The following is a 22853-nucleotide window of genomic DNA, read 5'->3' on the forward strand; positions in this document are numbered from 1 at the left end:
ATGTCTGCCGTCAGTTAGTTCGCGGCGACGCTATGTTTGCTGTCCTCGATGTAATAACGTGGGGGCTCATACGTCAATACTTTGTCCTGACAAACTGACTTGCACCATCTGAGACTCACAGGGGGACACCGTGACATCCGACCTGACCCCGGTGCGCCCGGTCCACTTGGACCGGTCCAGCCCGGTGCCGCTGTATTACCAGGTCGCGACGCGTTTGCAGGAGCTGATCGAGAAGGGCGAGATCGGTGTCGGCGCCCGCATCGAGAACGAGGTGGATCTCGCCGAGCGCCTGGGCGTGTCGCGCCCCACGACCCGCCGGGCCATCCAATATCTGGTCGAGCGGGGCATGCTGGTCCGCAAGCGCGGCGTCGGCACCCAGGTGGTGCACCCCAAGGTCCGCCGCCCGGTCGAGCTGTCCAGCCTGTACGACGACCTGGTCGCCGGCGACCGGGCCCCGCGCACCGAGGTGCTGGACCTGCGCGTGATCCCCGTCCCCGACGCGATCGCGGCCAGCCTGTCCCTGGCCCCCGGCGCCGAGGTGACCTGGATCGAGCGGCTCCGCTACGCCGGCGGCGAGCCCCTGGCCCTGATGCACAACGCCATCCCGGTCGACGTCCTGTCGGTGACCGAGGCCGACCTGGCCGCCAACGGCCTCTACGAACTGCTCCGCCGAGCCGGCCACGTCCCCCGGATCGCCACCCAGGTGATCGGCGCCCGCTCCGCGACCGCGGCCGAGGCCCGCACCCTGGCCGAGAAGCGGGGCGCCTCGCTGCTCACGATGACCCGCACCGCGTGGGACGCCTCCGGAAAGGCCCTCGAGTACGGCAGCCACCTCTACCGGGCCAGCCGGTACAGCTTCGAGCTGAACCTCTCGGCGGGCTGACCCGGCCGGGGCCGATCAGCCGGGCAGGTCGTAGGCGGTCGGGTGGCGGGGCTCGTACAGGCCGAGCTCTCCCCCGCCGGGCAGCCGGATGCCGGTCAGCAGTCCCCAGCGCTGGTCGACGGGCGGCTCGGTGAACTCGACGCCGCGCTCGCCCAGCTCGGCCATGGTCGCGGCGAGGTCGTCGCACATCAGGTAGAACTCGTGGGCCGGGGCGCCATCGGCCGGGTGCACGGCCAGTTCCCCGGGCGGCGTCTTGAAGATGAGCCAGCCACGGCCCGCATCGACGTGCGGGTAGCCCAGCACGTCCCGGAAGAAGGCCCGGTCGGCCTCGGCGTCGCGGCTGTACAGGATCACGTGCCCACCGTTGATCACGTCCCGATCGTAGACCGGGGATTTCAGGCCCGCTTCAGGACCGCGTCAGTCCGACCGGCCAGACTCACCGGCGGACGGCTTCGCACGCCACTCGATCGGAGAAAGCCGATGCGACCACGAGGTCTGCCGCTCACCGTCGCCGCGACCGCCACGATCACGGCCGTCGTCGCCGCCACCGGACCGGCGGTCGCCGCCGCGGGCGCCTGGAGCCCGGTGCCGGTGCCCAACCCGGGCGTCCAGTTCACCAGCCTGCAGGCCGTCGACGGCCGGACCGACACCGACGCGTGGGCCGTCGGCTACGTCCAGCCGCCCAGCACCGCGCCGACCTACCCCATCTCGCTGCACTGGACCGGCACGGCGTGGTCCGATGTGCCCGTGCCGCTGCAGGGCATCGGCACCACCCTCTGGGGCGTCAGCGGCAGCGCCGCCGACGACGCGTGGGCGGTCGGCTCGGTGAGCACCCACCCGCCGGGCTACCACATCGTCACCGCACCGATCGCGATGCATTGGGACGGCGCCGCCTGGACCCCGGTGTCCGTGCCCGGCGGCGGCACCCTGATGGGCGTCGCCGACCTCGGCCCGGCCAACGCCTGGGCGGTGGGCGACACCGTCAAGCACTGGGACGGTACGGCGTGGACCAGCGTGACCACGCCGTCGCCGAACCCGAGCGGGGTGGGCGCGGGCTCGTTCACGGCCATCGCGGCCCGCTCGGCGAACGACGTCTGGGCGGTCGGCAGCTACTCCCCGCGCCGCCACGTCACCGCGGCCTTCGCGATCCACTACGACGGCACCGGGTGGTCGCTCGTGTCGATGCCGGCCGGCCTCGAGGTGTGGTCGGTGACCTCGGCCGGCGCCACCGACGCGTGGGCGGTCGGGCAGCTCGACCCCGCCACGGTCCAGGACCCGATCCAACCGGCCATAGTGCACTGGAACGGCACCGCGTGGTCGGTCGTGCCCGGTCCTGCCATCCCCGGCAACGGCGGTTACCTGCGGGGCGTGACCGCCCGCGCGACCGGCGACGTCTGGGCGGTCGGACCGCAGCTGCTGGCCGACACCCCGTACGTCGCGCCGCTCACCGAGCACTGGGACGGAACACGGTGGACGCAGGTGGCCGCGCCGACCGCCGGCGCACCGGACCTCTGGGCGGTATCGGGCCGGCCCGGGACCACCCACACCTGGGCGGCCGGCAACCAGGCCTCGGTCGCCCCCGGCACTCCGCTGATCCTGGAACGGCACTGAAACGTCACGGGGAGGCGTGACCGGACGGTGGTCACGCCTCCCCGTGCACGATCCGCAAGTGCCTCAGAGCGTGCGCCACATCCGGAAGAAGGGCGTGCCGTCGGGCAGCAACATCTCGAAGGGATCCATCTCGGCGTAGCCGACCCGCTTGTAGAGGCGGACGTTGTTGGCGTTGGTCGCCTCGAGATACGCCGGCAGGCCGGCCGCGTCGAGCTCGTCGTGCGTGCGCTTCATCAGCATGCTGCCCAGGCCGTGCTCCTGGTGGTCCGGGTGGACCGCGAGGAACGCGAGGTGCCAGTGCGGGTCGTGCGGGTGGTGCTTCTCGAACAGCTCGTCCAGCGCGAGGAACCGGTCGAGGTACTCCCCCGCGAGCGACCGCAGGCGCTCGTCGTAGTTCTCCGGCGCGGGCGACTCGGTCGTGTAGTCGAACCACACGGCGGTGCCGGCCAGGCCGTCGCCCTCCGGGTTGTCGATCACGTCGATCCGGCCGTACTTGTCCGCGTGCTCGGTGAGCATCGCGAAGAAGTCGGCCATCACCGGGAGCCGGTCGTCCAGCGGCGGCACCAGGTACGCGTTCGCCGCCAGGTCGAAGAAGGACAGGCTGATCAGGTGCCCGACCGCGGGAATCTCGTCGGCGCGGGCCGGGCGGATCTCCGGGAAGCTCACTTGGCCCCCTGGTCACCGGCGAGCGCCGCGGCAAACCCGCCGCCGCCCGAGCCGGAGGTCGCGCTGCGGGCGCCGAGGCCGATGCCCGAGTAGACGTCGGGCCGGCTGCTGCGCAGCACCAGCGCCCAGAGGATGCCGCCGAGCGAGACGACGCCGAAGGCGACCGGCACCACCCAGGTCGGTCCGCTGCCCGGCTCGACGCCGAAGAGCGTGGAGATGTTGGTGAGGGTCAGGTAGCTCATCACCAGCAGCAGGATGGTGCCGAGGACCGGGGCGCCGATGCGGTGCCAGAAGTCCTCGCCCTCGGGGCGGCGGGCGAAGTAGCCGATGACCGCGATCGAGCTGACCGTGATCAGCAGCAGCACGCCGATGCCGCCCGCGGTGCCGCCCCAGAAGAAGAGCTGGACCAGCGGATCCCAGCCGGCCACCGCGTAGATCACGATGATGGTCAGGCCGAGCACGGACTGGGCGAGCGAGCCGTTCTTGGGGGCGCCGGTGCCGGGCACCGTGCGGCCGAACAGGCGCGGGAGCACGCCCTCGCGACCCAGCGAGAACGTGTACCGGGAAATGATGTTGTGGAACGAGATCATCGCGGCGATCAGCGAGGTCAGGAACAGCGCGTGGCCCAGGTTCACGGCGGCCGAGCCGAGCCGGTCGGAGGCCACGTTGAAGAACAGGTCCGGGCCCTCCTTGGTGGCCCGGTCGACCACGTTGTCACCGGCCGCCGAGATCATCGACCAGGACGCGAAGCCGTACAGCACGGCGATCAGCGCGATCGCGATGTAGGTCGCCCGGGAGACGGTGCGACGGGGGTCGCGGGACTCCTCGGCGAACACCACGGACTGCTCGAAGCCGACGAAGCCGGTGATCGCCATGGCGAGCAGCGCACCCGCGCCGGTGCCGACCAGGCTGGTGGCGTCGACCGGTGCGGACGAGGCGTGGAAGTTCGGCGAGAAGACGTTGGCGAAGCTGAACACCAGGACCAGGACGATCTCGGCGACCAGCAGGGTGGCCAGCACCCGGCCGTTGACGGCGACGTCGCGCACACCGAGGATCGCGGTCAGCAGCCAGACGATCAGCGCCAGCTCCCACCACTTGATGTCCCAGCCGAACCAGTCCTGGAAGTACACCGCCCCGATGGCGCCGAAACCGCCGTACGAGGCGACCTGGAAGCAGTTGTACGCCAGCAGCGCCAGCCAGGCCCCGCCGACGCCGAACGGCCGGCCGATGCCCTGCGAGATGTAGGCGTAGAACGCGCCCGCGTTGGCGATGTGCCGGGACATCGCGACGTAGCCGACCGCGAAGATCGCCAGCACGACGGCCATGGCGAGGAACGCGATCGAGATACTGGTGAGACCGGTGACCGCGATGCCGGTCGGCACGACGCCCGCCACCACGGTCAGCGGCGCGGCGGCGGACATGACGAAGAAGACCACCGCGGCGACGCCGAGGCGGTCCTTGGCCAGGGCTGTGGACAGCTGGCTCTGTGGTGGTGTTGTTGTGCTGGACACGTGGGTCTCCGGGTGGGGGTTGAGGGATCAGCGGATTGGGGGGCGGTGGCTTGGGGAGGGGTCAGGCGCGCCGGGCCATGACGGCGTCGCCCACCGCGGCCTCGGCGTGCGCGACGAGCTCCTGGAGCATGGCCGGGAGGCGGCGCCGGAACTGGTCGAACAGCTGCTCGCGGCCGCGGGCGTCGAGCGTGATGAAGACGTGCTGGTCGAGGCCGGTGGCCAGGATGAGCCCGGCGAGCACCAGGTCGGAGACGTCGAGCAGCTCACCGCGCCCGATGTAGGTGCGGATCCGGGTGGCCGGCCAGCCGGCGACCATCGAGTCGGCCGGGACGAACGACACCTTGGAGCCGAGCAGGCCGCGCTTCTCCTGCCGGTGCAGCAGCCCGGCCCGGGAGAGGCGGCGCTCGACCAGGTCGGTGGCGATGCCGGTGGCCAGGAATGAGATCCAGTCGCGGACGGCCCGGTGGTGGCCCTCACGCAGCAGTTGGTCGAGAACGGCGGTGGTCGCCGGATCACCGGTCGGCCGATCATCGATCAGCGCCAGCTTCCCGTCGACCAGATCCAGCCGCCGCCAGAACACGAGCTCGCCGATCAACGCCGCCGCGAGTCCGAGGCCGAGAGTGGCCGGCGTCAGCAGCGACTTGCCCTTGACCGTGTCGTGCGCGGTCAAGAACAGATCATCGGCGAGGGGTAGCTGCGGCGACGAGGCCACGGCGAGCCCTCCTTATGTGGTGCGATGACATCCCCGTGGCGACTACCGACCGTAACTTCGGCCAGTCGTCACCACCCGTTACCGTGTGCTCCCCCCTGCACAACATCGCGTAGCATGCCAGCGCACCGGGCCGGACGCAACGTCCTTTGCAGAGGCAGTTTCGAGGTCCACCGCCCAAAGTGGAAATGCATTCTGGCAAGACGTTCTGACCAGGACTTTCATAAATGTCACTCGTTCGATGTAAAACGAATTTAACGCACGTTCGGAGTACCCGAGGCGATCGTGTCGATGGACGCCGATGGATCAACATGGTCGCAATCGACCGATAACGGACGGTGTCGAGCGTGGTCAACTTATACGGAGGGTAATGTGTGGCGACGGATTAGTTGACGGGACAACCAATTCGGCGTACGGTTGCCGTGTTTGGTTGAAGCTTCAACGGAGGATCCCGTGAGCCGCATGCCCGCCCTGTTCCTGAGCCACGGCGCCCCGCCGCTGGTCGACGACGAGCGCTGGGTCGCCCAGCTGAAGGACCTCGCCGCCGGCCTTCCCCGCCCCCGCGCGATCCTGATGGCCTCCGCACATTGGGAGTCCGCGCCGCTGATGCTCGGCGCCACCGAGACCGTCCCGCTGGTCTACGACTTCGGCGGCTTCGAGCGGCGCTACTACGAGGTGCAGTACCCCGCGCCCGGCGCACCGGCGCTCGCCGACCGGGTCGAGAAGCTGATGCCGGACAGCGAGCACGTCGCCCGCACCGACCGGGGCCTCGACCACGGGGCGTACGTCCCGCTGACGGTCATGTACCCCGAGGCGGACATCCCGGTCCTGCAGATGTCGCTGCCCACCCTCGAACCCGACCGCCTGCTCGAGCTGGGCCGCCGCCTGGCCCCGCTGCGCGACGAGGGCGTCCTGATCGTCGGCTCCGGCTTCACCACGCACGGCCTGCCGTTCCTGCGCGACTGGCGCCCCGACGCGACCGCGCCGGGCTGGTCCCGCGAGTTCGACGCCTGGGCCGCCGAGACCCTGGCCCGCGGCGCCGTCGACGAGCTGGCGGACTTCCGCAGCCGCGCACCCGGCATGCCCTGGGCCCACCCCACCATCGAGCACTTCGCCCCGATGTTCCTCACCCTGGGCGCGTCCGGCGATCCGACGCTTCCTCCGGACCAGCCGATCGACGGCTTCTGGATGGGTCTGGCCAAGCGCTCCTTCCAGGTCGCCTGACCTGCGGCGGGAGCGGAACGGGGATATCACGGCGGGCTCCTGGCCGCCGCACCTAAACTTCACGACGGATGACAGAGCCGGGTACCGCCGAGCAGGACCGCCAGCAGGTTCAGCAGTTCCTGCTCGACCTCGGCAGCGCGCTCACGGCCTCGGGCGAGGCCGTCAACCGCATCGAGGACCATCTGCACCACCTGGCGGTGTCGTACGGCAATCCCCAGGCTCGGGTCAGCGTGCTGCCCACCTACGTGGCGATCTCGATGGAGCCCGGGCGTCCGGCCGTCCTGGAGTCCACCCGCCGGCTGGCCGGCCATCTGCGGCTCGATCAGACCGCGGCGGTGTTCGAGGTCCTCAAGGCGGCCGTGTACGGGCGAATCTCGCCCGCGGAGGGCAGTCTGCGGATCCAGGCGATCGGCCGGATGGCGCCGCGCTTCCGGCCCACGGTCAGCGTCCTCGGCCACGTGGTGCTCACCGTCGGCATCTGCCTGTTGTTGGCGCCGACGTGGGGAGACCTCGTTCTCGCCGGGCTGTTCGGCGCCTTCGTGGGCTGGCTCAAGCTGCTCGCCCGGCGCTGGGCCAGCATCCGGATGATCCTGCCCGCGGCGGCCGCGTTCGCCGTCGGTGCCGTCACCTTTCTGGTCGTCGGCCGAGGATGGGCGCCCGGGGATCTCCGGGCGATGATCCCGCCGTTGGTGACCTTCCTGCCCGGTGCGATGCTCACGATGGCGGTCGTCGAGATCTCCGCCGCCGAGATCGTCTCCGGCGCCAGTCGCCTGGTGGCCGGTGGGCTGCAACTCCTGCTGCTGACCTTCGGGATCATCGGCGCCGCCCACGTGGTCGGCCTGCCCTCGCCGGAACGGCTGGCCGCCTCCGGCGGCCACGAGCTCGGCTGGTGGGCGCCCTGGCTCGGGGTGCTGGTCATCGCGTTCGGCGACTACCTGCACCACTCCGCCCCGCGCGGCGCCCTCCGGTGGCTCTGCCTTGTCCTCTATGTCGCCTGGGTCGGCCAGTTCCTCGGCGACCAGGTGTTCGGCGGCTACCTCAGCGGCTTCATCGGCGCCATCGTCATGACTCCGGTGGCCTGCCTGGTCGAACGGCGCCCGTCCGGACCCCCGGCGCTGGTCTCCTTCATGCCGGCCTTCTGGCTGCTGGTACCGGGAGCGCTGAGCGTCATCGGGGTCACCAAATACCTGGGCCGGGGCGACCCCGCGGGCGCACAGGAGTTCGTCTCCGCCGTCGGCTCGATGATCGCGGTCGCGCTCGGCGTGCTCTGCGGCTATCCCCTCTACCGCGCGCTGGCCCGCGGCCGCGCCACGCTCGCGCACCACCGCTTCGCGTAGGCCGAGGCCGTACGACGGCGTTGCCAGGAAGTTTCCAGGCGAAGCGGGGACAATTCAAGGGAATCACCCCGCTTTCGAGGCTCGGAGGTTCCCTGTTGCTGGAGGTCACCGCGCTCGGCTGGACGTTGACCATCGGTGTCATCGTCGCCCTGCTCGCCCTCGACCTGACCCTCGGCGTGCTGCGCCCGCACGCCGTCGGCTTCCGTGAGGCGGCTGCCTGGTCCGCGTTCTACATCGCGGTGGCGGTCGCGTTCGGCCTCGTCTTCGCCGGCGTGGTGGGCTGGGATTTCGGCGCTCAATACTTCGCCGGGTACATCGTCGAGAAGAGTCTCTCGGTCGACAACCTGTTCGTCTTCGTGATCATCATGACCACGTTCGCGGTGCCGGAGAAATATCAGCAGGAGGTGCTGACCTTCGGCATCATCATCGCGCTGGCACTGCGGGTCGTGTTCATCGCGCTCGGCGCCACCCTGCTCAACCTGTTCTCGTTCATGTTCCTGGTGTTCGGCGTCCTGCTGATCTGGACGGCGATCCAGCTGTTCCGGCACCGCGACCAGGATCCGGATGTCGAGGACAACGTGCTGGTCCGGGCCGGCCGCCGGTTCCTGCCGCTGACCGACGACTACGTCGGCGGCAAGATGTTCACCCGGGTCGACGGGCGCCGGATGGTCACCCCGCTGTTCCTGGTGCTGATCGCGATCGGCAGCTCGGACCTGCTGTTCGCACTCGACTCGATCCCCGCGGTGTTCGGCGTGACCAGCGAGGCGTACATCGTCCTCGTCGCGAACGCGTTCGCGCTGCTCGGCCTGCGTGCCCTGTTCTTCCTGGTGAAGGGCCTGCTCGACCGGCTGGTCTACCTGTCGACGGGGCTGTCGGTGATCCTCGCCTTCATCGGCGTCAAGCTGGTGCTGCACTGGGCGCACGAGGACATCAGCCATGCGGTGCCCGAGATCGGCATCGGCCTGTCCCTCGTCGTGATCGTGCTGGTCCTGGCCATCACCACGGTGGCCAGCCTGCTGAAGATACGGAAAGACCCGGACACCGTGGCCCACGCGGGCAGTGTCCGGGCCCATTCGGCGGGTGCCGAGGAGGAGCGTCAGCCGAGGTAGCCACCGAGCCCGGCGGTCTGCCGGAGCTGGGACTGCTGGCGCTGGACGTCCTGGCGGTAGAGGATGGCGCGGATCTGAGCGGTCTCCGGGTCGCTGTGCCGGCTCAGGAGCTCGTCGAGCTCGGCACGCTCGGAGGTGGAGCGGAACGACGCCAGCTCGTCGGCGAGCCGGCGGTTGGCGAGGCGGATGGTCCGGCGGTTCGCCATGGCCGTGCGGATGTCGCGAAGCCGGGACGAGAGCTGCATGACCGGTGTTCTCCTCAACGGATCGTAGTTCTTGTTCATTAGCTACAACGATCCACGGCGAACGCTTCATCCCCAAATCAAGCAGGTAAAACTCTGCTTACACGGTGATCCGGCACACGTGACGGGGGTTACTCTCCGTCGACAGTGGGCAGCTCAGGCCGGGGTGGTGACTTCGGACACCTGCAGGCGGGACGAGAGCTGCGTCCGCGACCGTACGCCGAGCTTGCGGTACACCCGGGTGAGCGTCGCCTCGACGGTCTTCACGCTGAGGTAGAGCTGGGTGGCGATCTCGCGGTTGCTGGCGCCGTCCCGGACCAGGCCGGCGATCCGCAGCTCGGTCGAGGTCAGCCCCAGGTCGGCCGGCGGCACCAGGCCCGGCGCCGCGTTGCCCTCGGTGCGGGCGAGGGCCCGCTCGGTCTGCTCGGCCCAGGGCTTCGCGTCGGCGGCCAGGAAGATGGCCAGCGCCGCGCCGATCGCCATCCGGGCCGCGGCGTACCGGCGCCGGCGACGCTCGGCGCCACCCTGGACGAGCAGCGCGTACGCCTGTTCCAGCGGCTGATGAAGCTGTTCGAAGTGCAGGGCCGCGGCGGCCGACAGCACCACCGCCGAGTCGGCCTGGCCGCTCTCCGAGAGCACCACGGCGGTGGCCCGGTCGAGGTAGCCGACCGTGCCGGGCGTGTTGCCCAGCCGGTGCGCGGCGGCCCGGGCCCCGGCCAGCGTGGCCGCCGCCTCGGCGTGCTCGCCCAGCGCGGCCAGCCCACCGGCCAGATCGCCGTGCCAGCGCACGATCATCGGGTCGGCCCCGCCGGACTCGGCCTCCAGGTCGCGCAGCCGGCGCAGCGCCGCCACCCCGGCCCGGGCGTCCCCGGCGCGCAGCTCGGCCTGGCCCAGCGCGTGCAGGTTCCGTCGCAGGTAGAGGCTGTCGCCCTCCTGTTCGGACGCGCGCACCCCGCGGCGGGCGAAACCGGCGGCCGCGGCCAGGCTGCCCCCGGCCAGCTCGGCCACCGCGGCGGTGTACCAGGTCGGTCCGGGGCTCAGCCCGGCGTGCTGGGCGGCCTCCACGGCGCGGTGCGCGTACTGCAGGGCGTCCCGGCAGCGGCCGGCCCGGGTGGCCACCTCGGACAGGCTGCGCAACACCTCGACCCGGGCCTCGCCGATCCGGTCGTGCTCGGCGACCACGAGCAGCTTGAGCAGCTCGCCGCGGGCCTCGTCGAGCCGGTCGTCCACCATCGCGAACCGGGCCGCCATGTACCGCGGGCCGTAGTGCAGCCAGTCCGGCGCCGGGGTGGCCGGCAGGTCGAGCGCCTGGGCCAGGGTGTCCGCCCAGCGGGCCTCGCCGCGCAGCCGCTGCACCTGGGCGATCAGGCTGAGCCCCATCGCCTCGGTGGTCGGGTCGCCGGCCCGGCGGGCGGCCTCGACCGTGCGGCCGGCCTCGGTGGCGGCCCGGTCCGGGTCGCCGGTCAGGAATGCCGCCCAGGTCAGCCGCAGCCGCACCGGGGCGAGCAGGGCCGGGTCGTCGCCGGCCTCGGCCAGCGCCGCGGCGAACGTCTCCCCCATCTCGGCCAGGCCCTGCCCGGCGAGGTCGATCAGCACGAGCCGGGCACGGACCCGGTGCGCGGCCGGCGCGTCGGCGGCGATCACCGCCTCGGCGGCCCGGCCGGCCAGCGCGGAGGCGCCGCCGGTGAGCGCGGCCCGGGCGGCCGCGACCAGCCAGTCGAGCCGCTGGTCGGCCAGGGTGTGCGGGCAGCGGTCGGCGGCCAGCAGGTAGAGCTCGGCCGCGGCCCGCCCGGCGCCCCGCTCGGCCCGGCGGTCGGCCGCGGCGGCCAGCGACCTCGCCACCGCGGCGTCCGGCCGGCCGGTGCGCAGGGCCCGGTGCCGCAGCGCCTCGGTGGGGTCGACCGCACCGGCCGCGAGCGCGGCGTGCGCGGCGTGCCGCTCGGGCGCGGTGGCATCCTCGGCGAGGACCTGGGCGAGCAGCGGCGGGGTGAACCGGATCGCGTCGCCGTCCACGTCGACCACGCCCTCGGCGGCGGCCAGCCGCAGCTCGCGGACGGCGTCGTCGCGCCCGGCCCGCAGCAGCACGGTCGTGGTGGGCTCGGTGGCGAGCGCGGCGACCAGCAGCGTGGTGAGCACCCCCGGGTGCAGCGGGCGCAGCCGATCGCGCAGCAGCTCGCGGGCCGCCTCGGGGATCTGCGCGGGCCGCCAGGCCGGGCCGGGCGCGACCGCGCCGCCCAGCTCCAGGGCGAGGAACGGGTTGCCGGCGCTGGCCTCGTGCATCCGGCTGGCGGTGCGGCAGGGCAGGCCGCGGGCCTCGAGCAGGGCGGTCAGGTCGTCGGCGTCCAGCGGCGGCACGGCCAGCTCCAGCACCGGGGCCGGGCAGAGCCGGGCCGCGCGGCGCTTGCCGGCCGGGTCGGGGCGGCGCTGGGCGGCGATCACCCGGACCCGCTGGCCGGGCCGGCGGCGCATGGCGAACCCGATCAGCTCGGCCGACTCGGCGTCCAGCCACTGCGCGTCGTCCAGCACGAGCAGCACCGCCCGGCGGCGTGCGCAGTGCGCCAGCAGCAGCGGCAGGACGAGCCGGCGGGCCAGCGCCGGGGTGCCGCCGCGCGGGGGCAGGCCCTGCCGCAGGGCGGCCAGCGCGGCACGCTGGGCGGGCGGCAGGGCCTGGCCGGCGTCCTCCGGCAGCTGCGACACGAGGTCCGCGATTCCCGCGTACGGCAGGGACCGCTCGGTCCGCACCGGCCGCAACCGGAGCACCAGCTCGCCGCGGACGGCCGCGGCGGCCGCGACCGCGTCGAGGATCGCCGTCTTGCCGATGCCCGCCGGGCCGTGCAGGGCCACGCCGCCGCCCGCCGCCAGCCGCGCATCGACCGCCGCCAGGAGCGTGCCGCGGCCACGCAGGGCGGTCGCGTCGGCCTGCACGCGAGTCACCCCCTAGGTCCGAGCTGGCTTCAGCCTAGAAAGACGCGCGACTGTCATCAATGGGTTCACATGTGACAACGTATTGACGGAGATCTTGCTCACCCGGCCTGGACAGCGGGTGTCACCAGACGCGGGTGCGGGCCGGCCCGGCGGTGAGGGCGGCGACCGGGCCCGCCGCGTACGGTGTGCCCTCGGTCTTGATCTCGCCGGTCAGGTCCCGGTCCAGCACCGCAGGGCTGCCGTCCGGCTCCTCGAAGTCGGCGTCGGCGAACCGGACCCGGGGCAGGTCGCGGCCGGTGAGCAGGCCGACCCGGCACTCGGCGAAGCCGGCCGGCAGATCGGTCTCCAGGTAAACCGCGTCGCCGTCGGCGACCACGGCCACCCGGCCGCCGTCCAGGACGACCGGGTCCCGCTCGCCGGCGTACGGGCGGGCGCCGGCCGCGAAGACGTTGCCGCGGGCATAGACCGGCTGCTGGACGTCGAGGAACTTGTTGTGGTCGCCCGGGCCCTTGGCCTCGACCCGCTCCAGGTACTCCGCGAAGGACGCCGGGAAGCCGTCGTACCCCACCAGCCCGTGGTGCGGCTCCGCCTTGCCGTCGCCGCCGTGCCCGTACGCCTGGGCGACGTCCCCGCCCAGGAAGAGGTTGCCGATCCAGCGGTCGTCGCCGCCCCAGATCACCGCGTAGCCGGCGACCTGGGTGCTGTGCGGCCGGTGGTACGGCGTGGCCCGGTCCGGCACCGCCTCGAGCCGGACCGTGCCGGCGAACAGGTTGTTGACGAACGCGCCACCCTGGCTGAACGACTCGAACGACGCCTTGGACCCGAACAGGTTGTGGTCGGCCAGGTAGGGGCCGTGGCTGACCTCGACGAACAGGTCGCGGCTGTTGTGGTGGTAGACGTTGCGGGAGATCCGGGTGCCCTGGGTCTGCCAGTCCAGCCAGGTGCCGAGCGTGCAGTCGTGGATGTGGTTGTGCCGGATCACCACGTCGATCGCCGCGTGCAGCTTGATGCCGCCGATCTCGTACCCGTAGAACTCGTACTTGGTGGCGATGTTGTAGATGTGGTTGTCCTCGATCGTGGAGAACACGCAGCCGAGGTGGCCGACGATGCCGTTCTGCCCGCAGTCGTGGATGGTGTTGCGGCGGATGACGTGCGAGCCGATGTGCTCCTTGTCCCAGCCAAGCTGCCGGGCAATGAAAACGGATTCCAGCTGGTATTGGTAGCCGGGCTTGTCGCCGCGGGTGGCGGCGTAGTTGTGGCCGGTCGACGCCTCCTTGCCGATCGAGATCGCCGAGCACTTCGCGTCGTGGATGTCGTTGTCCTCGATGACCCAGCCCTTGGCCCAGTTGGGGCCGATCAGGCCGGGCTGGTCGGCCGTCGGCGGGGTCCACGGCGAGGCGGCCTGGCACAGCTCGAATCCCCGGACGGTGATGTAGTCCAGGTGATGATCTTCCGGATAGAAGACCGATCGCCGTACGTTGATCTCCACGAGCGAGGCGTTCGGGTCGGCGTCCTGGAAGTTCGCCCAGATCGTCGTCGCCGCGACGCCCACCTCGGCGTACCAGACGTATCCGGTCTGGGCGACATTTGCCACCGGCACCGGCACGGCGGTCCAGTCATCGACGACCTCGGTCCGCGTCCGCGCGGCGGCCACGGCGTCCCGCGAGCCGACCTCGTAGAAGCTCAGCCCGTCGAGGTAGACATCGCCCAGGTGCTTGCGCTCGTCGGTCCGGTAGACGATCCAGTCGCCGCCGATCTCGACCGCGAACGGGTTGAAGTCGCCGAACAGCGAGTTCGGCACGACGGCCGTCCACACGCCGCCGCCCTCGGACTCCCAGCCGGTGACCCGCTCCGAGCCCTTGATCACCACGCGTTCGCCGTCGGCGGCCCGGTACGTGATCCGGCGGGTGTCGCTGAGCCCGCCGTGCCGCGGTTTCACCCATTCCCGGTACTCGCCGGCGTGCACGACCACGGTGTCGCCCGCCTGGGCGAGGGCCGCGGCCCGGTTGATCGTGCGGAACGGGCGCTCGGCCGAGCCGTCCGCGTCGTCGGAGCCGGTCGTCGCCACGTGGAGGACGGATGCCATGTCGAGGTGCCTTCCTGGAAGTTTCGACGCTGCACCGCGGGATTTTTCGTGTTAGAACAACACAGAATGCGGCCTCGGCCAAGCTAATCTTGCGAAACTTGTGCCGTCAAGCGTCGAAACTTCTCGGCGTGGGTCACCTCACTTGGGCTGGGCGGTCACCGAGGTCGCGGTGACCGTGCCGTCGGCGCCCGTGCTGCCCTGCACGGTGACCGACTGGCCGGCCTTCACGTCGGAGACCTTGCCCTTCTTGGCCGTCGACACGGTGGTCCTGCCGTCGGTCTTGACCGTCACCACGTTGCCGTCCGCGGTCTGGACGTAGATGGTGCCGCCGTCGACCAGTTTGACGGTGCCGGCGGTGCCGGCGGCGGCGGTGGCGCCGCCGCCCGGCGCGCCCTGGCCGGTGCCGGTGGTGCCCTGGCCGGTGCCGGCGCCCGGGAAGTTGCCGCCGCCGGGGAGGTTGCCGGCGCCGGGGAAGCCGTTCGTGCCGCCGTACCGCCCGGAGCCGCCGCCCGGGAACGCCGAGGTACCGGAGCCGGAGCTGGTGCCCCACTGCTTCTGCACCTGCAGGCCGCCGACGAAGCCGCCGACCAGCAGCACGATCGCGGCCAGCACGATGGTCGTGTTGTTCCACCACTTCCTGGGCGCGGCCTTGGCCAGTTCCTGCGCGAGGCTGTCGTCGCGGTTCAGGTCGTCGTCGTCGGCCGGGACCACGTTCAGGATGGCGGTGTCGTCATTCATGGGTGTCACAGCGGTCCTCACTCGTAGCGCAGTGCGTCGATGGGACGCAGCCGGGCGGCGCGGCCGGCGGGCAGGCCGCCGAAGAACAGTCCGATGGCGATGGACACGCCCAGGGCGAGCCCGATGGAGCTGGGGACGATCACCGGTTTGACCCCGACGATCTCGAAGCCGCTGCCGATCAGCGCGGCCGCGACGCCCAGGACACCGCCGATCACGCTGAGCAGGGTCGCCTCGATCAGGAACTGGTTCAGGATCACCCGCCGGGGTGCGCCGAGCGCCTTACGGATGCCGATCTCCCGGGTCCGTTCGGTCACCGTGACCAGCATGATGTTGGTGATGCCGATCCCGCCGACCAGCAGGCTGATCGCGGCGACCGCGCCGAGCAGGGTGGTGAACGTGTCGGCGGTCTCGGTCTGCGTCTGCAGCAGCTGGGAGGCGTTCTGGATCCGGTACGGCGAGCTCGAGCTGCTGCTGCTGGACTGGCTCGCGGTCAGCCGCTGATCGAGGATGGCGGACACCTCGGACTGCACGGCATCGACCTGGTCGGAGTCCTTGGCCTCGACCAGGATCGAGGTGAGCGCGCCGTAGCCGGTCAGCACCTGCTGGACCGCGCTCAACGGCGCGACCGCAGTGTCGTTGGCGTCCTGGAAGCCGGTGGAGCTCTTCTGCTCGAGCACGCCGACCACGGTGAACAACGCGCCGCCGACGGTGACCTGCTTGCCGATCGGGTCGACGCCGGGGAACAGCTCCTCGACCACCGTCTGGCCGAGCACCACGACCCGCCGGCCCTGCGCCTGATCGTCGGCGGTGAACCCGGAGCCGCTGCCGATCGGCGTGTTCGACGCGGTGAACCAGCCCGGGGTGGTACCGACGAACGAGTTGACACTGTGGTCGGTGCCCTCGTAGGTGACCGTCGCCGACGAGCTGACCACCGGCGACACCGACCTCACGTCGGGAGCCATCACCGGGTCGTCGAGGGCGTCGGCGATCGTGGTGGTCAGCGCCGTGTTGCTGGACCCGCCCCGGTTGGTGCTCATCACCGTCACCGTGTTGGTGCCCAGCGCCTCGATCCGGTCGCTGACCGCCTTGGCCGAGCCGTTGCCGACCGCGACCAGCAGGATCACCGAGGCCACCCCGATCAGGATGCCCAGCATGGTCAGGGCCGACCGCAGCTTGTTGGCCGACAGCCCGCGCAACGCGAACCGAACAACTTCCCGGAAACTCATACGGCATGCCGTCCTGCGAAGGCGCCAACCGGCGGCAGATGAAGTGGCGACTGCCGGGTGTCCTCGACGATCCGGCCATCGACCAGGCGGATCAGCCGTTTCGTGCGGGCGCCGACGTCGGGCTCGTGCGTGATGATCACAATGGTGCGCCCGGCGGCGGACAGCTGGTCGAAGACGTTGAGCACGTCCTCGGTCGAATGGCTGTCCAGGTTGCCGGTCGGCTCGTCGGCCAGCAGCAGGGCCGGCTCGGTGACCAGCGCCCGGGCCACCGCGACCCGCTGCTGCTGACCACCGGAAAGCTGGTTGGGCTCATGCTTGGCCCGGTCGGCCAGCCCGACCACCTCCAGGGCGGCGAGGGCTCGACGCCGTCGTTCCTTCGGCTTCACTCCGGCGTACGCGAGCGGCAGCTCCACGTTGGCCACGGCCGACGTACGCGGAATGAGGTTGAAGGCCTGGAAGATGAAGCCGATGAGCCGGTTGCGGGCCAGCGCCAGCTGCCGGTCCGCCAGCTTGCTCACGTCCACGCCGTCCAGGTGATACGTGCCGTGGGTGGGCACGTCCAGCGCGCCCAGGATGTTCATCAGCGTCGACTTGCCGGAGCCGGATGAGCCCATGATCGCCACGTAGTCGCCGCGCTCGACGGTGAGCGACACCCCGCGCAGCGCGTGCACGGTCGCCTCGCCCTCGCCGTAGATCTTGGTGAGGTCCTGGACCTTCAGGACGGGCCGGCTCATCGCCCGCCGCCGGTGCCACGGTTGGTGCCGCCGGTGCCACGGTTGCCGCCGCCGGAGAAGTTGCCGCCGCCCGGGAAGGCGCCCCCGCCCGGGAAGGCGCCGCCGCCCGGGAACCCGTTGGTCCCGCTGGTGCTGCTCGTGCTGGTCTTGAGCACGACCTGCTGACCGACCTGGACGCCCGACTTGATCTGGGTGGCCTGGTCGCCCTCGAGCCCGATCTCGACCTGGGTGACCTGCTGCACCCCGTTGTCCAGCACGGTGACCGTGTGCCGGTTGCCGACCGTGGTGACCGCCGCCGAGTTCACGTAGATCGCGTCCTCGACACTGCCGGTGGTGACCGAGACCGAGACGGTCTGGCCGACCTTGGCGCCGGTCGGGATCTTGTCGACGCTGACCGTCACGCCGTACGTCACCACGTTGTTGGAGGTGGTCGCGGACGGGTCGATCGCCGTGACCCGGCCCGTGGCGGTGGCGCCGGAGAGCGCATTCCAGGTGATCTGGGCGACCTGCTTCTCCTTCAGCTTGGTCGCGTCGGCCTCGGCGAAGTCGGCGGTGACCTGCAGCTTGCCCAGGTCCTGGATCTCGATGAAGCCGGCGGACGACGAGGAGGACGAGGACGAGCTGGACGAGCCGCCGCCCGAACTGCCGCCGCCCGAACTGCCGCCGCCCGGGTTGCTGCCGCCGCCCGAGCTGCCGGTGCCGCCGGACGACGACCCGGTGCCCGACGAGGAGCTGCCGATCGTGCCGCCGACCGAGGTGACCGTGCCGGCCATCGGCGCCTTGAGCACCGTGCCGTCGACGCCGGCCTGGGCGTCCTCGACCGAGACCTTGGCCGACGCGACCTCGTCCTCGGCGCTCGACGTGTCCGAGCCGGCGTCCTGGGCGCGGGTGAGAGCGTCGTTCGCGGCGTTCAGGTCGGCCTCGGCGGCGTCCAGGGTGCGCTGCGCGTCGGCCGGATCGACCTTCGCGAGCACCTGACCCTTCCGCACCACGTCGCCGACCTTGACGTTGACCGCGGTGACCGTGCCGCCGGTCACGAAGCTGGCGCTCGCCGTGCTCGCGCTCTCGACGGTCCCGTCCGCGGTCACGGTCTTGGTGACCGTGCCCTGCCGGACCGCCACCGCGCGGACGGAGGCGTTGGCGGCCTTGGGCGTGTCCGGTCCGGACAGGGTCTCGTACGCCCAGAAGGCGCCGGCGGCGGCGACGACAACGAGGGCGGCGTTGACCGCCACCGCAGGATGTCGCAGATTGAGGCGGGCTGGCATGCCGGACACTGTGACCGGGCGGCCTGGGAGGATCTTCGTCGGAACCTCGGAGCCAGCTCGGAATCTCACACCGTGTCACCGGAGGTCGGCAGCAGGACCCGGAAAGTGGCCCCTCCGCCGCGTGGCGCGTCCAGCTCGACCCACCCTCCGTGACCATGAACGATGGCCGCGACGATGGACAGGCCCAGGCCGGAGCCGCCGCCCTTGCCGCGGGTGCGGCTGGAGTCGGCCCGGTACAGCCGCTCGAAGACCCGGGGCGCGTGCGCGGCCGGCACGCCGGGACCGTCGTCGGTCACCTCGAAGACGGCCAGCGGCAGGCCGGGACGCACGGTGGCCGGCCCGGACAGCACGGTGGCCGCCCGCGGCGGGCGGGCCGGCAACCGCCCGACCCGGACGGTGACCTGGGCCCGGCTCGGGGTGTGCTGCAGCGCGTTGGCGACCAGGTTGGTGGCGACCTGGCGCAGGCCGTGCTCGTCGCCGAGGACGGTGGCCGGCTCGAAGGTGTCGGTGTCGTCCTCGAGCCCGGCCAGCTTGACCGGCCGGCCGGGGACCCGGGCATGCGCGTCCCGGATGGTGTCGGCGGCGATCTCCAGCAGGTCGACCGGGCGCAGCGCCGGCGGCCGCTGCTGGTCCAGCCGGGCCAGCATCAGCATGTCCTCGACCAGCACGCCCATCCGGCCGGCCTCGCCCTCGATCCGGCTCATCGTCTCGTCCAGCGCCGGGCCGGGCGGGGCGCCCCCGCGCCGGTACAGCTCGGCGAAGCCGCGGATCGAGGTCAGCGGCGTGCGCAGCTCGTGCGACGCGTCCGCCACGAACTGCCGCAGCCGGCGCTCGCTGGTGGTCCGCGCGTCGACCTCGGCCTCGATCCTGGTCAGCATGGAGTTGAGCGCGAGCCCGAGCCGGCCCGGCTCGGTGTGCGAGTCGGTGTCGGCGACCCGGCCGGAGAGGTTGCCGGCCGAGATGTCGGTCGCCAGCCTCTCCATGTCGGTGAGCGGGCGCAGGCCGAGCCGCACCACGAACCAGGCGCCGCCGGCCAGCAGGGCCAGCACCAGCGCCGAGACGCCGGCGTCGATCAGCAGCAGCTGGTCGGTGGTCTGCTGCACCTCGGAGAGCGAGAGCCCGACCACCGCATAGCCGCCGCCGTAATGGTCGGGCACGGCGATCACCCGCCAGTCGGCGCTGCCGTCGGCGGCCGCGATCGTGTACGGCTGCGCGGCCGCCGCGTGGGCCCTGACCTCGGCGATCGGCTCGACCGGGGGCCGGGTGCTGTCGGCCGGCAGGCTGCGGGCCGGGTCGAGCAGGCCGGCCGCGTCGTAGACGTACATGACCTGTTCGGGGCCGAGCCGGCCGAGGCGGCCCCGGGGGACGTACGGAAGTCCGGGGTGCTCGTCGGCGAACGGACGGATCATCCCGCGCAGCTGGTCGTCGATCCGGCCGAGCAGGTAGGTGCGGATCAGCACGAGCCCGGCGGTGTTGGCGACGACCAGCGCGACCGCGGCCAGCGCGCCGACCACCAGGACGAGCCGGGCGCGCAAAGTCCAGTGGCCCCACCGCCGCGGTCGCCAGCGGAGCCGGAATATCACTCCTCGCCGCCGCGGGGCAGCCGCAGGGCGTAGCCGACGCCGCGGACCGTGTGGATCAGCGGCGGGTCGGTCTTGTCGATCTTGCGGCGGAGGTAGTAGACGTACGACTCGACGATCCGGCCGTCGCCGCCGAAGTCGTACTTCCACACCCGGTCCAGGATCTGCGCCTTGCTGACCACCCGGCCCGCGTTGATCAGCAGGTATTTCAGCAGGTTGAACTCGGTCGGCGACAGGTCGACCAGCCGGCCGGCCCGGTGCACCTCGTGCGCGTCCTCGTCCAGCTCCAGGTCGGCGTAGCGCAGCACCCCGGCGGCCGCGGCGGCCGCCTCGGCGGCCGGCTCGGGCTGGCTGCGCCGCAGGATCGCCCGGATCCGGAGCACGACCTCCTCCAGGCTGAACGGCTTGGTCACGTAGTCGTCCGCGCCGGCCGACAGCCCGGAGATCCGGTCCTCCACCGCGTCGCGCGCGGTCAGGAACAGCACCGGCACCCGGCTGCCGGTGGCCCGCAGCCGCTTGGCGACGGCGAAGCCGTCCAGGTCGGGCAGCATCACGTCGAGCACCACCAGGTCGGGCTCGAACTCCTCCACCGCGACCAGGGCGCGGTGGCCCGAGTCGACCACCCGGACCTCGAACTCGACCAGCCGGAGCGTGGCGCTCAGCAGGGCCGAGATGTTCGGCTCGTCGTCGACGACGAGAACCCGGGCGGCCCGCATCGGGGGCTCGCTGAGAGCGACGGAGGAACGCGAATCAGACAGCACTCGACAGGAATATCAACGCTACCTAGGAATTCCCTATGAATTGCGCGAGAGCGAGCTGTACTCCCCGTCACCAAGATCGGGCAACTTGATCACCCTCGGTGAGACCCGAGGTGATTTCGGTGTATTGGTCGCCGCGCAGGCCCACGCCGACCTTGGTCGGGACGCCGCCCTTGAGCACCGTACCGGTGTCGCCCTGGACGTTGTGCACCGCGGTGCTCGGCACCCGCAGCACGTCGGCCTTCGAGCCGGTGGTGATCTTCACGTTCGCGCTCTGGCCGACCAGCAGGTCCTTGGGAGCGTCGACGAAGGAGAGCACGACGCCGTACTTGACCATCGTGCCGTCGCTGGTGCCGGTCGGGTCGACCTGCACCACGGTCGCCTTGAAGCTCTCGCCGGGCCGGTCGGCCAGGGTGACCACACCGCTCTGCTTGACCGCGAGCCGGTCGGCGTCCGCCTCCGGGTAGTCGGCGTCGATCTGCATGTCGTAGACGTCGGCGAGGGTGATGAACGCCGACCCGGCGCTGACCTGGGTGCCCACCTTGCCGGTCACACTGATGATCTTGCCGGAGATGGGCGCGGTGATGGTGGCGCCGGCGAGCGCTTCCTCGGCCTCCTCCAGGGCGGTGGTCGCCTGGATGACCCGCTGCTGCGCGCTGAGGATCTGGTCGCCGCCGCCCTGCTGACCGCCGCCCTGCTGGCCGGAGCCGCCGCCGGCGCCGGCACAGGAGCCCGTGCCGCCGCCGTTGCCCGATCCGGAGCCCCGCGTCGAGGTGGCAGTGGCGGTCGGCTTGGCGGTCGCCGTCCTGGTCGGCGATGCGGTGGCCGTGGCCGTGGCGGTCGGCGTCGGGGAGGTGGTGGTCGTGGCCGACGGTGACGCGGTCGCCGAGGTGGCCGGCCAGGCGGCCGCGACGTTCGTGCCGCAGGCGGCGGTCGTCGACGAGGTCTTCGAGGCGGTGTCCCGGGCGTCGGTCAGCGCCGACTCGGCGTCGTCGAGCGAGCTCTGCGCGTCGTCGACCGCCTTGGCGGCGTCGGTGTCGTCGACCTTGGCGAGGGTCTGGCCGGCGCCGACCGTGCTGCCGGCCCGCACGGAGATGCTCTCCACCGTGCCCTTCACCGCGAACGAGAGACTGCGCGTCTGCGCCGGTTGCAGCGTGCCCGTGGTCGCGACCTCGGTGGTCACCGCGCCGCGGTCGACCGCCACGGTGGCGGCCGCCTTCGGCTTCTCGGTGGCGCCCGCGGTCAGCGCGTGCACCACCCCGTACCCGATCAGCGCGAGCACGACGACCGCCGCGGCGACCCAGATCCAGCGCCGACGACCGGCCAGAGCTTCACCCATGGGCCGGAAGTGTTCCGTCCCGATCTCGCCACCGGCTCGGTCCCACCTCGGAGTTCCCTCGGAGCGGCGGTCCGGCCCACACAGCGCGCACACAGCGGCTCCGAGCGAACTCTGAGGAACATCCGACGTTCTCACCAGGTGGCCGGGCTTGGGTGGGACGTCACCTTCGACCGAGGAAAGAGGCCATCGTGCGCACACTCAGCTCCCGCGCGCCCCGCCGTGCGGCGGCGTTGTTCGTCGCGTCCGCCGCCGTGCTGCTGGCCGCGGCGTGCGGTGGCAGCTCGGGCTCGTCGAACGGCGGCAGTGGCGACAGCGCCGGCGGAAACGGCCGGAACAGCGAGTTCGCGGCGTACACCGAGTGCCTGAAGAAGAACGGCGTGACCATCACGCTGCCGTCCCGCGGCCCGCGCAACGGCGCCTCCGGCGGCCCCGAGGGCGGGTTCCCCGACGGCAACGGCGCCCCGCCCTCCGGCCTGCCGCGCCCCTCCGGCAGCTTCCCCGCGGGCGGCCGCGGCGGCTTCCCGGGCGGCGGCATGTTCCGCAAGCCGGACGGTGTCGACGACGCGACCTGGCAGAAGGCGCAGGAGGCGTGCGCCTCGGTGCGACCCTCGTTCGGCGGCGGCAACCGCAACGGCGGCAACGGCATGAACGCCGCCTACCAGAACTGCCTCAAGCAGCACGGCGTCACCGCGACCGACGGCCGGCTCGACACCAACGACGCCACCGTGAAGAAGGCCATGGAGACCTGCAAGGTGCTCCGGCCGCAGCCGAGCGCGACACCCAGCGCCTGATCTCCGCGCCGTCCCTGCCTGTCCCCCGTCTTGGCAGGGGCGGCGTGGCCACCAAGTCCGGGCTGCTCGCGGCGTGAACCTCCCCCCGGCGCGTCGCGAGCGGCCCGGCTTTCGTCCTT

Annotated in this window: 20 protein-coding genes; 6 read left to right on the plus strand and 14 right to left on the minus strand. The window is 71.9% G+C overall.

Going from position 1 to position 22853, the window contains the following annotated elements:
* Positions 1-130: 130 nt before the first annotated feature.
* Positions 131-883, plus strand: coding sequence for a GntR family transcriptional regulator (locus ODJ79_RS15005; RefSeq protein WP_263024043.1), 753 nt, complete (start codon positions 131-133; stop codon positions 881-883).
* 15 nt (positions 884-898) lie between these two features.
* On the opposite strand, the gene ODJ79_RS15010 is transcribed toward ODJ79_RS15005, so the two are convergent.
* Positions 899-1255, minus strand: coding sequence for a VOC family protein (locus ODJ79_RS15010; RefSeq protein WP_263024044.1), 357 nt, complete (start codon positions 1253-1255; stop codon positions 899-901).
* A 108-nt stretch (positions 1256-1363) separates the two neighbouring features.
* Here ODJ79_RS15010 and ODJ79_RS15015 point away from each other — a divergent pair, with 108 nt between their 5' ends.
* Entirely contained in the window at positions 1364-2494 is a 1131-nt protein-coding gene (locus ODJ79_RS15015) for a hypothetical protein (RefSeq protein ID WP_263024045.1), read from the plus strand.
* Positions 2495-2557: 63 nt separating this feature from the next.
* Here ODJ79_RS15015 and ODJ79_RS15020 read toward each other — a convergent pair whose 3' ends face one another.
* The 3 genes from ODJ79_RS15020 to ODJ79_RS15030 all read right to left on the minus strand — a co-directional run bounded on the left by ODJ79_RS15020 (position 2558) and on the right by ODJ79_RS15030 (position 5383).
* Entirely contained in the window at positions 2558-3160 is a 603-nt protein-coding gene (locus ODJ79_RS15020) for a GNAT family N-acetyltransferase (protein ID WP_263024046.1), read from the minus strand.
* Positions 3157-4671 (minus strand): APC family permease, encoded by a 1515-nt coding sequence (locus tag ODJ79_RS15025; RefSeq protein WP_263024047.1) that lies wholly within the window; start codon positions 4669-4671, stop codon positions 3157-3159. The genes ODJ79_RS15020 and ODJ79_RS15025 overlap by 4 nt, the downstream gene beginning before the upstream one ends.
* 61 nt (positions 4672-4732) lie before the next feature.
* Entirely contained in the window at positions 4733-5383 is a 651-nt protein-coding gene (locus tag ODJ79_RS15030) for a GOLPH3/VPS74 family protein (RefSeq protein ID WP_263024048.1), read from the minus strand.
* 459 nt (positions 5384-5842) lie between these two features.
* On the opposite strand from ODJ79_RS15030, the gene ODJ79_RS15035 reads away from it, so the two are divergent.
* From ODJ79_RS15035 to ODJ79_RS15045, 3 genes are all read left to right on the plus strand, one after another.
* Positions 5843-6604, plus strand: a complete 762-nt coding sequence (locus ODJ79_RS15035) for a dioxygenase (protein WP_263024067.1) — start codon at positions 5843-5845, stop codon at positions 6602-6604.
* Positions 6605-6672: 68 nt separating this feature from the next.
* A complete protein-coding gene (locus ODJ79_RS15040; protein ID WP_263024049.1) occupies positions 6673-7941 on the plus strand; it encodes a threonine/serine exporter ThrE family protein in 1269 nt (422 codons plus the stop codon).
* 95 nt (positions 7942-8036) lie between these two features.
* A complete protein-coding gene (locus tag ODJ79_RS15045; RefSeq protein ID WP_263024050.1) occupies positions 8037-9050 on the plus strand; it encodes a TerC/Alx family metal homeostasis membrane protein in 1014 nt (337 codons plus the stop codon).
* Here the strand turns inward: ODJ79_RS15045 and ODJ79_RS15050 are convergent.
* The 10 genes from ODJ79_RS15050 to ODJ79_RS15095 form a co-directional block, all read right to left on the minus strand.
* The gene (locus tag ODJ79_RS15050) at positions 9038-9334 is read right to left on the minus strand and encodes a hypothetical protein (RefSeq protein ID WP_263024051.1); all 297 of its coding nucleotides are present in this window, start codon (positions 9332-9334) and stop codon (positions 9038-9040) included. The genes ODJ79_RS15045 and ODJ79_RS15050 overlap by 13 nt on opposite strands.
* Before the next feature lie 114 nt (positions 9335-9448).
* Positions 9449-12217: a LuxR family transcriptional regulator gene (locus ODJ79_RS15055; protein ID WP_263024052.1), complete on the minus strand. Its 2769-nt coding sequence runs from the start codon at positions 12215-12217 to the stop codon at positions 9449-9451.
* A gap of 121 nt (positions 12218-12338) precedes the next feature.
* On the minus strand, positions 12339-14303 hold the full coding sequence (locus ODJ79_RS15060; protein ID WP_263024053.1) for a right-handed parallel beta-helix repeat-containing protein: 1965 nt from the start codon (positions 14301-14303) through the stop codon (positions 12339-12341).
* Between the two features lie 138 nt (positions 14304-14441).
* A complete protein-coding gene (locus tag ODJ79_RS15065) occupies positions 14442-15041 on the minus strand; it encodes a hypothetical protein (RefSeq protein WP_263024054.1) in 600 nt (199 codons plus the stop codon).
* Between the two features lie 17 nt (positions 15042-15058).
* Complete coding sequence (locus tag ODJ79_RS15070; protein WP_263024055.1) at positions 15059-16267, minus strand: ABC transporter permease; 1209 nt, start codon at positions 16265-16267, stop codon at positions 15059-15061.
* Complete coding sequence (locus tag ODJ79_RS15075; protein WP_263024056.1) at positions 16264-17001, minus strand: ABC transporter ATP-binding protein; 738 nt, start codon at positions 16999-17001, stop codon at positions 16264-16266. Before ODJ79_RS15075 ends, ODJ79_RS15070 begins: the two co-directional genes overlap by 4 nt.
* On the minus strand, positions 16998-18266 hold the full coding sequence (locus tag ODJ79_RS15080; protein ID WP_263024057.1) for an efflux RND transporter periplasmic adaptor subunit: 1269 nt from the start codon (positions 18264-18266) through the stop codon (positions 16998-17000). Before ODJ79_RS15080 ends, ODJ79_RS15075 begins: the two co-directional genes overlap by 4 nt.
* 65 nt (positions 18267-18331) lie before the next feature.
* Positions 18332-19801, minus strand: coding sequence for a sensor histidine kinase (locus ODJ79_RS15085; protein ID WP_263024058.1), 1470 nt, complete (start codon positions 19799-19801; stop codon positions 18332-18334).
* Between the two features lie 44 nt (positions 19802-19845).
* Entirely contained in the window at positions 19846-20562 is a 717-nt protein-coding gene (locus tag ODJ79_RS15090) for a response regulator transcription factor (protein ID WP_263024059.1), read from the minus strand.
* 112 nt (positions 20563-20674) lie between these two features.
* Positions 20675-21943 (minus strand): efflux RND transporter periplasmic adaptor subunit, encoded by a 1269-nt coding sequence (locus tag ODJ79_RS15095; protein WP_263024060.1) that lies wholly within the window; start codon positions 21941-21943, stop codon positions 20675-20677.
* Positions 21944-22131: 188 nt separating this feature from the next.
* Between ODJ79_RS15095 and ODJ79_RS15100 the strand changes: the two genes are divergently transcribed.
* Entirely contained in the window at positions 22132-22734 is a 603-nt protein-coding gene (locus ODJ79_RS15100; protein ID WP_263024061.1) for a hypothetical protein, read from the plus strand.
* The last annotated feature ends 119 nt before the right edge of the window (positions 22735-22853 follow it).

Origin of the sequence: Actinoplanes sp. KI2, assembly GCF_025630775.1 — a bacterium.
Taxonomy (GTDB): domain Bacteria; phylum Actinomycetota; class Actinomycetes; order Mycobacteriales; family Micromonosporaceae; genus Actinoplanes.

What these genes read in the sequence shown, in the direction of transcription:
- ODJ79_RS15015 (WP_263024045.1), top strand. Translation starts at nt 1,364, where the DNA reads ATGCGACCACGAGGTCTGCCGCTCACCGTCGCCGCGACCGCCACGATC.
- ODJ79_RS15035 (WP_263024067.1), top strand. Translation starts at nt 5,843, where the DNA reads ATGCCCGCCCTGTTCCTGAGCCACGGCGCCCCGCCGCTGGTCGACGAC.
- ODJ79_RS15040 (WP_263024049.1), top strand. Translation starts at nt 6,673, where the DNA reads ATGACAGAGCCGGGTACCGCCGAGCAGGACCGCCAGCAGGTTCAGCAG.
- ODJ79_RS15050 (WP_263024051.1), bottom strand. Translation starts at nt 9,334, where the DNA reads ATGAACAAGAACTACGATCCGTTGAGGAGAACACCGGTCATGCAGCTC.
- ODJ79_RS15060 (WP_263024053.1), bottom strand. Translation starts at nt 14,303, where the DNA reads ATGGCATCCGTCCTCCACGTGGCGACGACCGGCTCCGACGACGCGGAC.
- ODJ79_RS15065 (WP_263024054.1), bottom strand. Translation starts at nt 15,041, where the DNA reads ATGAATGACGACACCGCCATCCTGAACGTGGTCCCGGCCGACGACGAC.
- ODJ79_RS15070 (WP_263024055.1), bottom strand. Translation starts at nt 16,267, where the DNA reads ATGAGTTTCCGGGAAGTTGTTCGGTTCGCGTTGCGCGGGCTGTCGGCC.
- ODJ79_RS15075 (WP_263024056.1), bottom strand. Translation starts at nt 17,001, where the DNA reads ATGAGCCGGCCCGTCCTGAAGGTCCAGGACCTCACCAAGATCTACGGC.
- ODJ79_RS15080 (WP_263024057.1), bottom strand. Translation starts at nt 18,266, where the DNA reads ATGCCAGCCCGCCTCAATCTGCGACATCCTGCGGTGGCGGTCAACGCC.
- ODJ79_RS15090 (WP_263024059.1), bottom strand. Translation starts at nt 20,562, where the DNA reads ATGCGGGCCGCCCGGGTTCTCGTCGTCGACGACGAGCCGAACATCTCG.
- ODJ79_RS15095 (WP_263024060.1), bottom strand. Translation starts at nt 21,943, where the DNA reads ATGGGTGAAGCTCTGGCCGGTCGTCGGCGCTGGATCTGGGTCGCCGCG.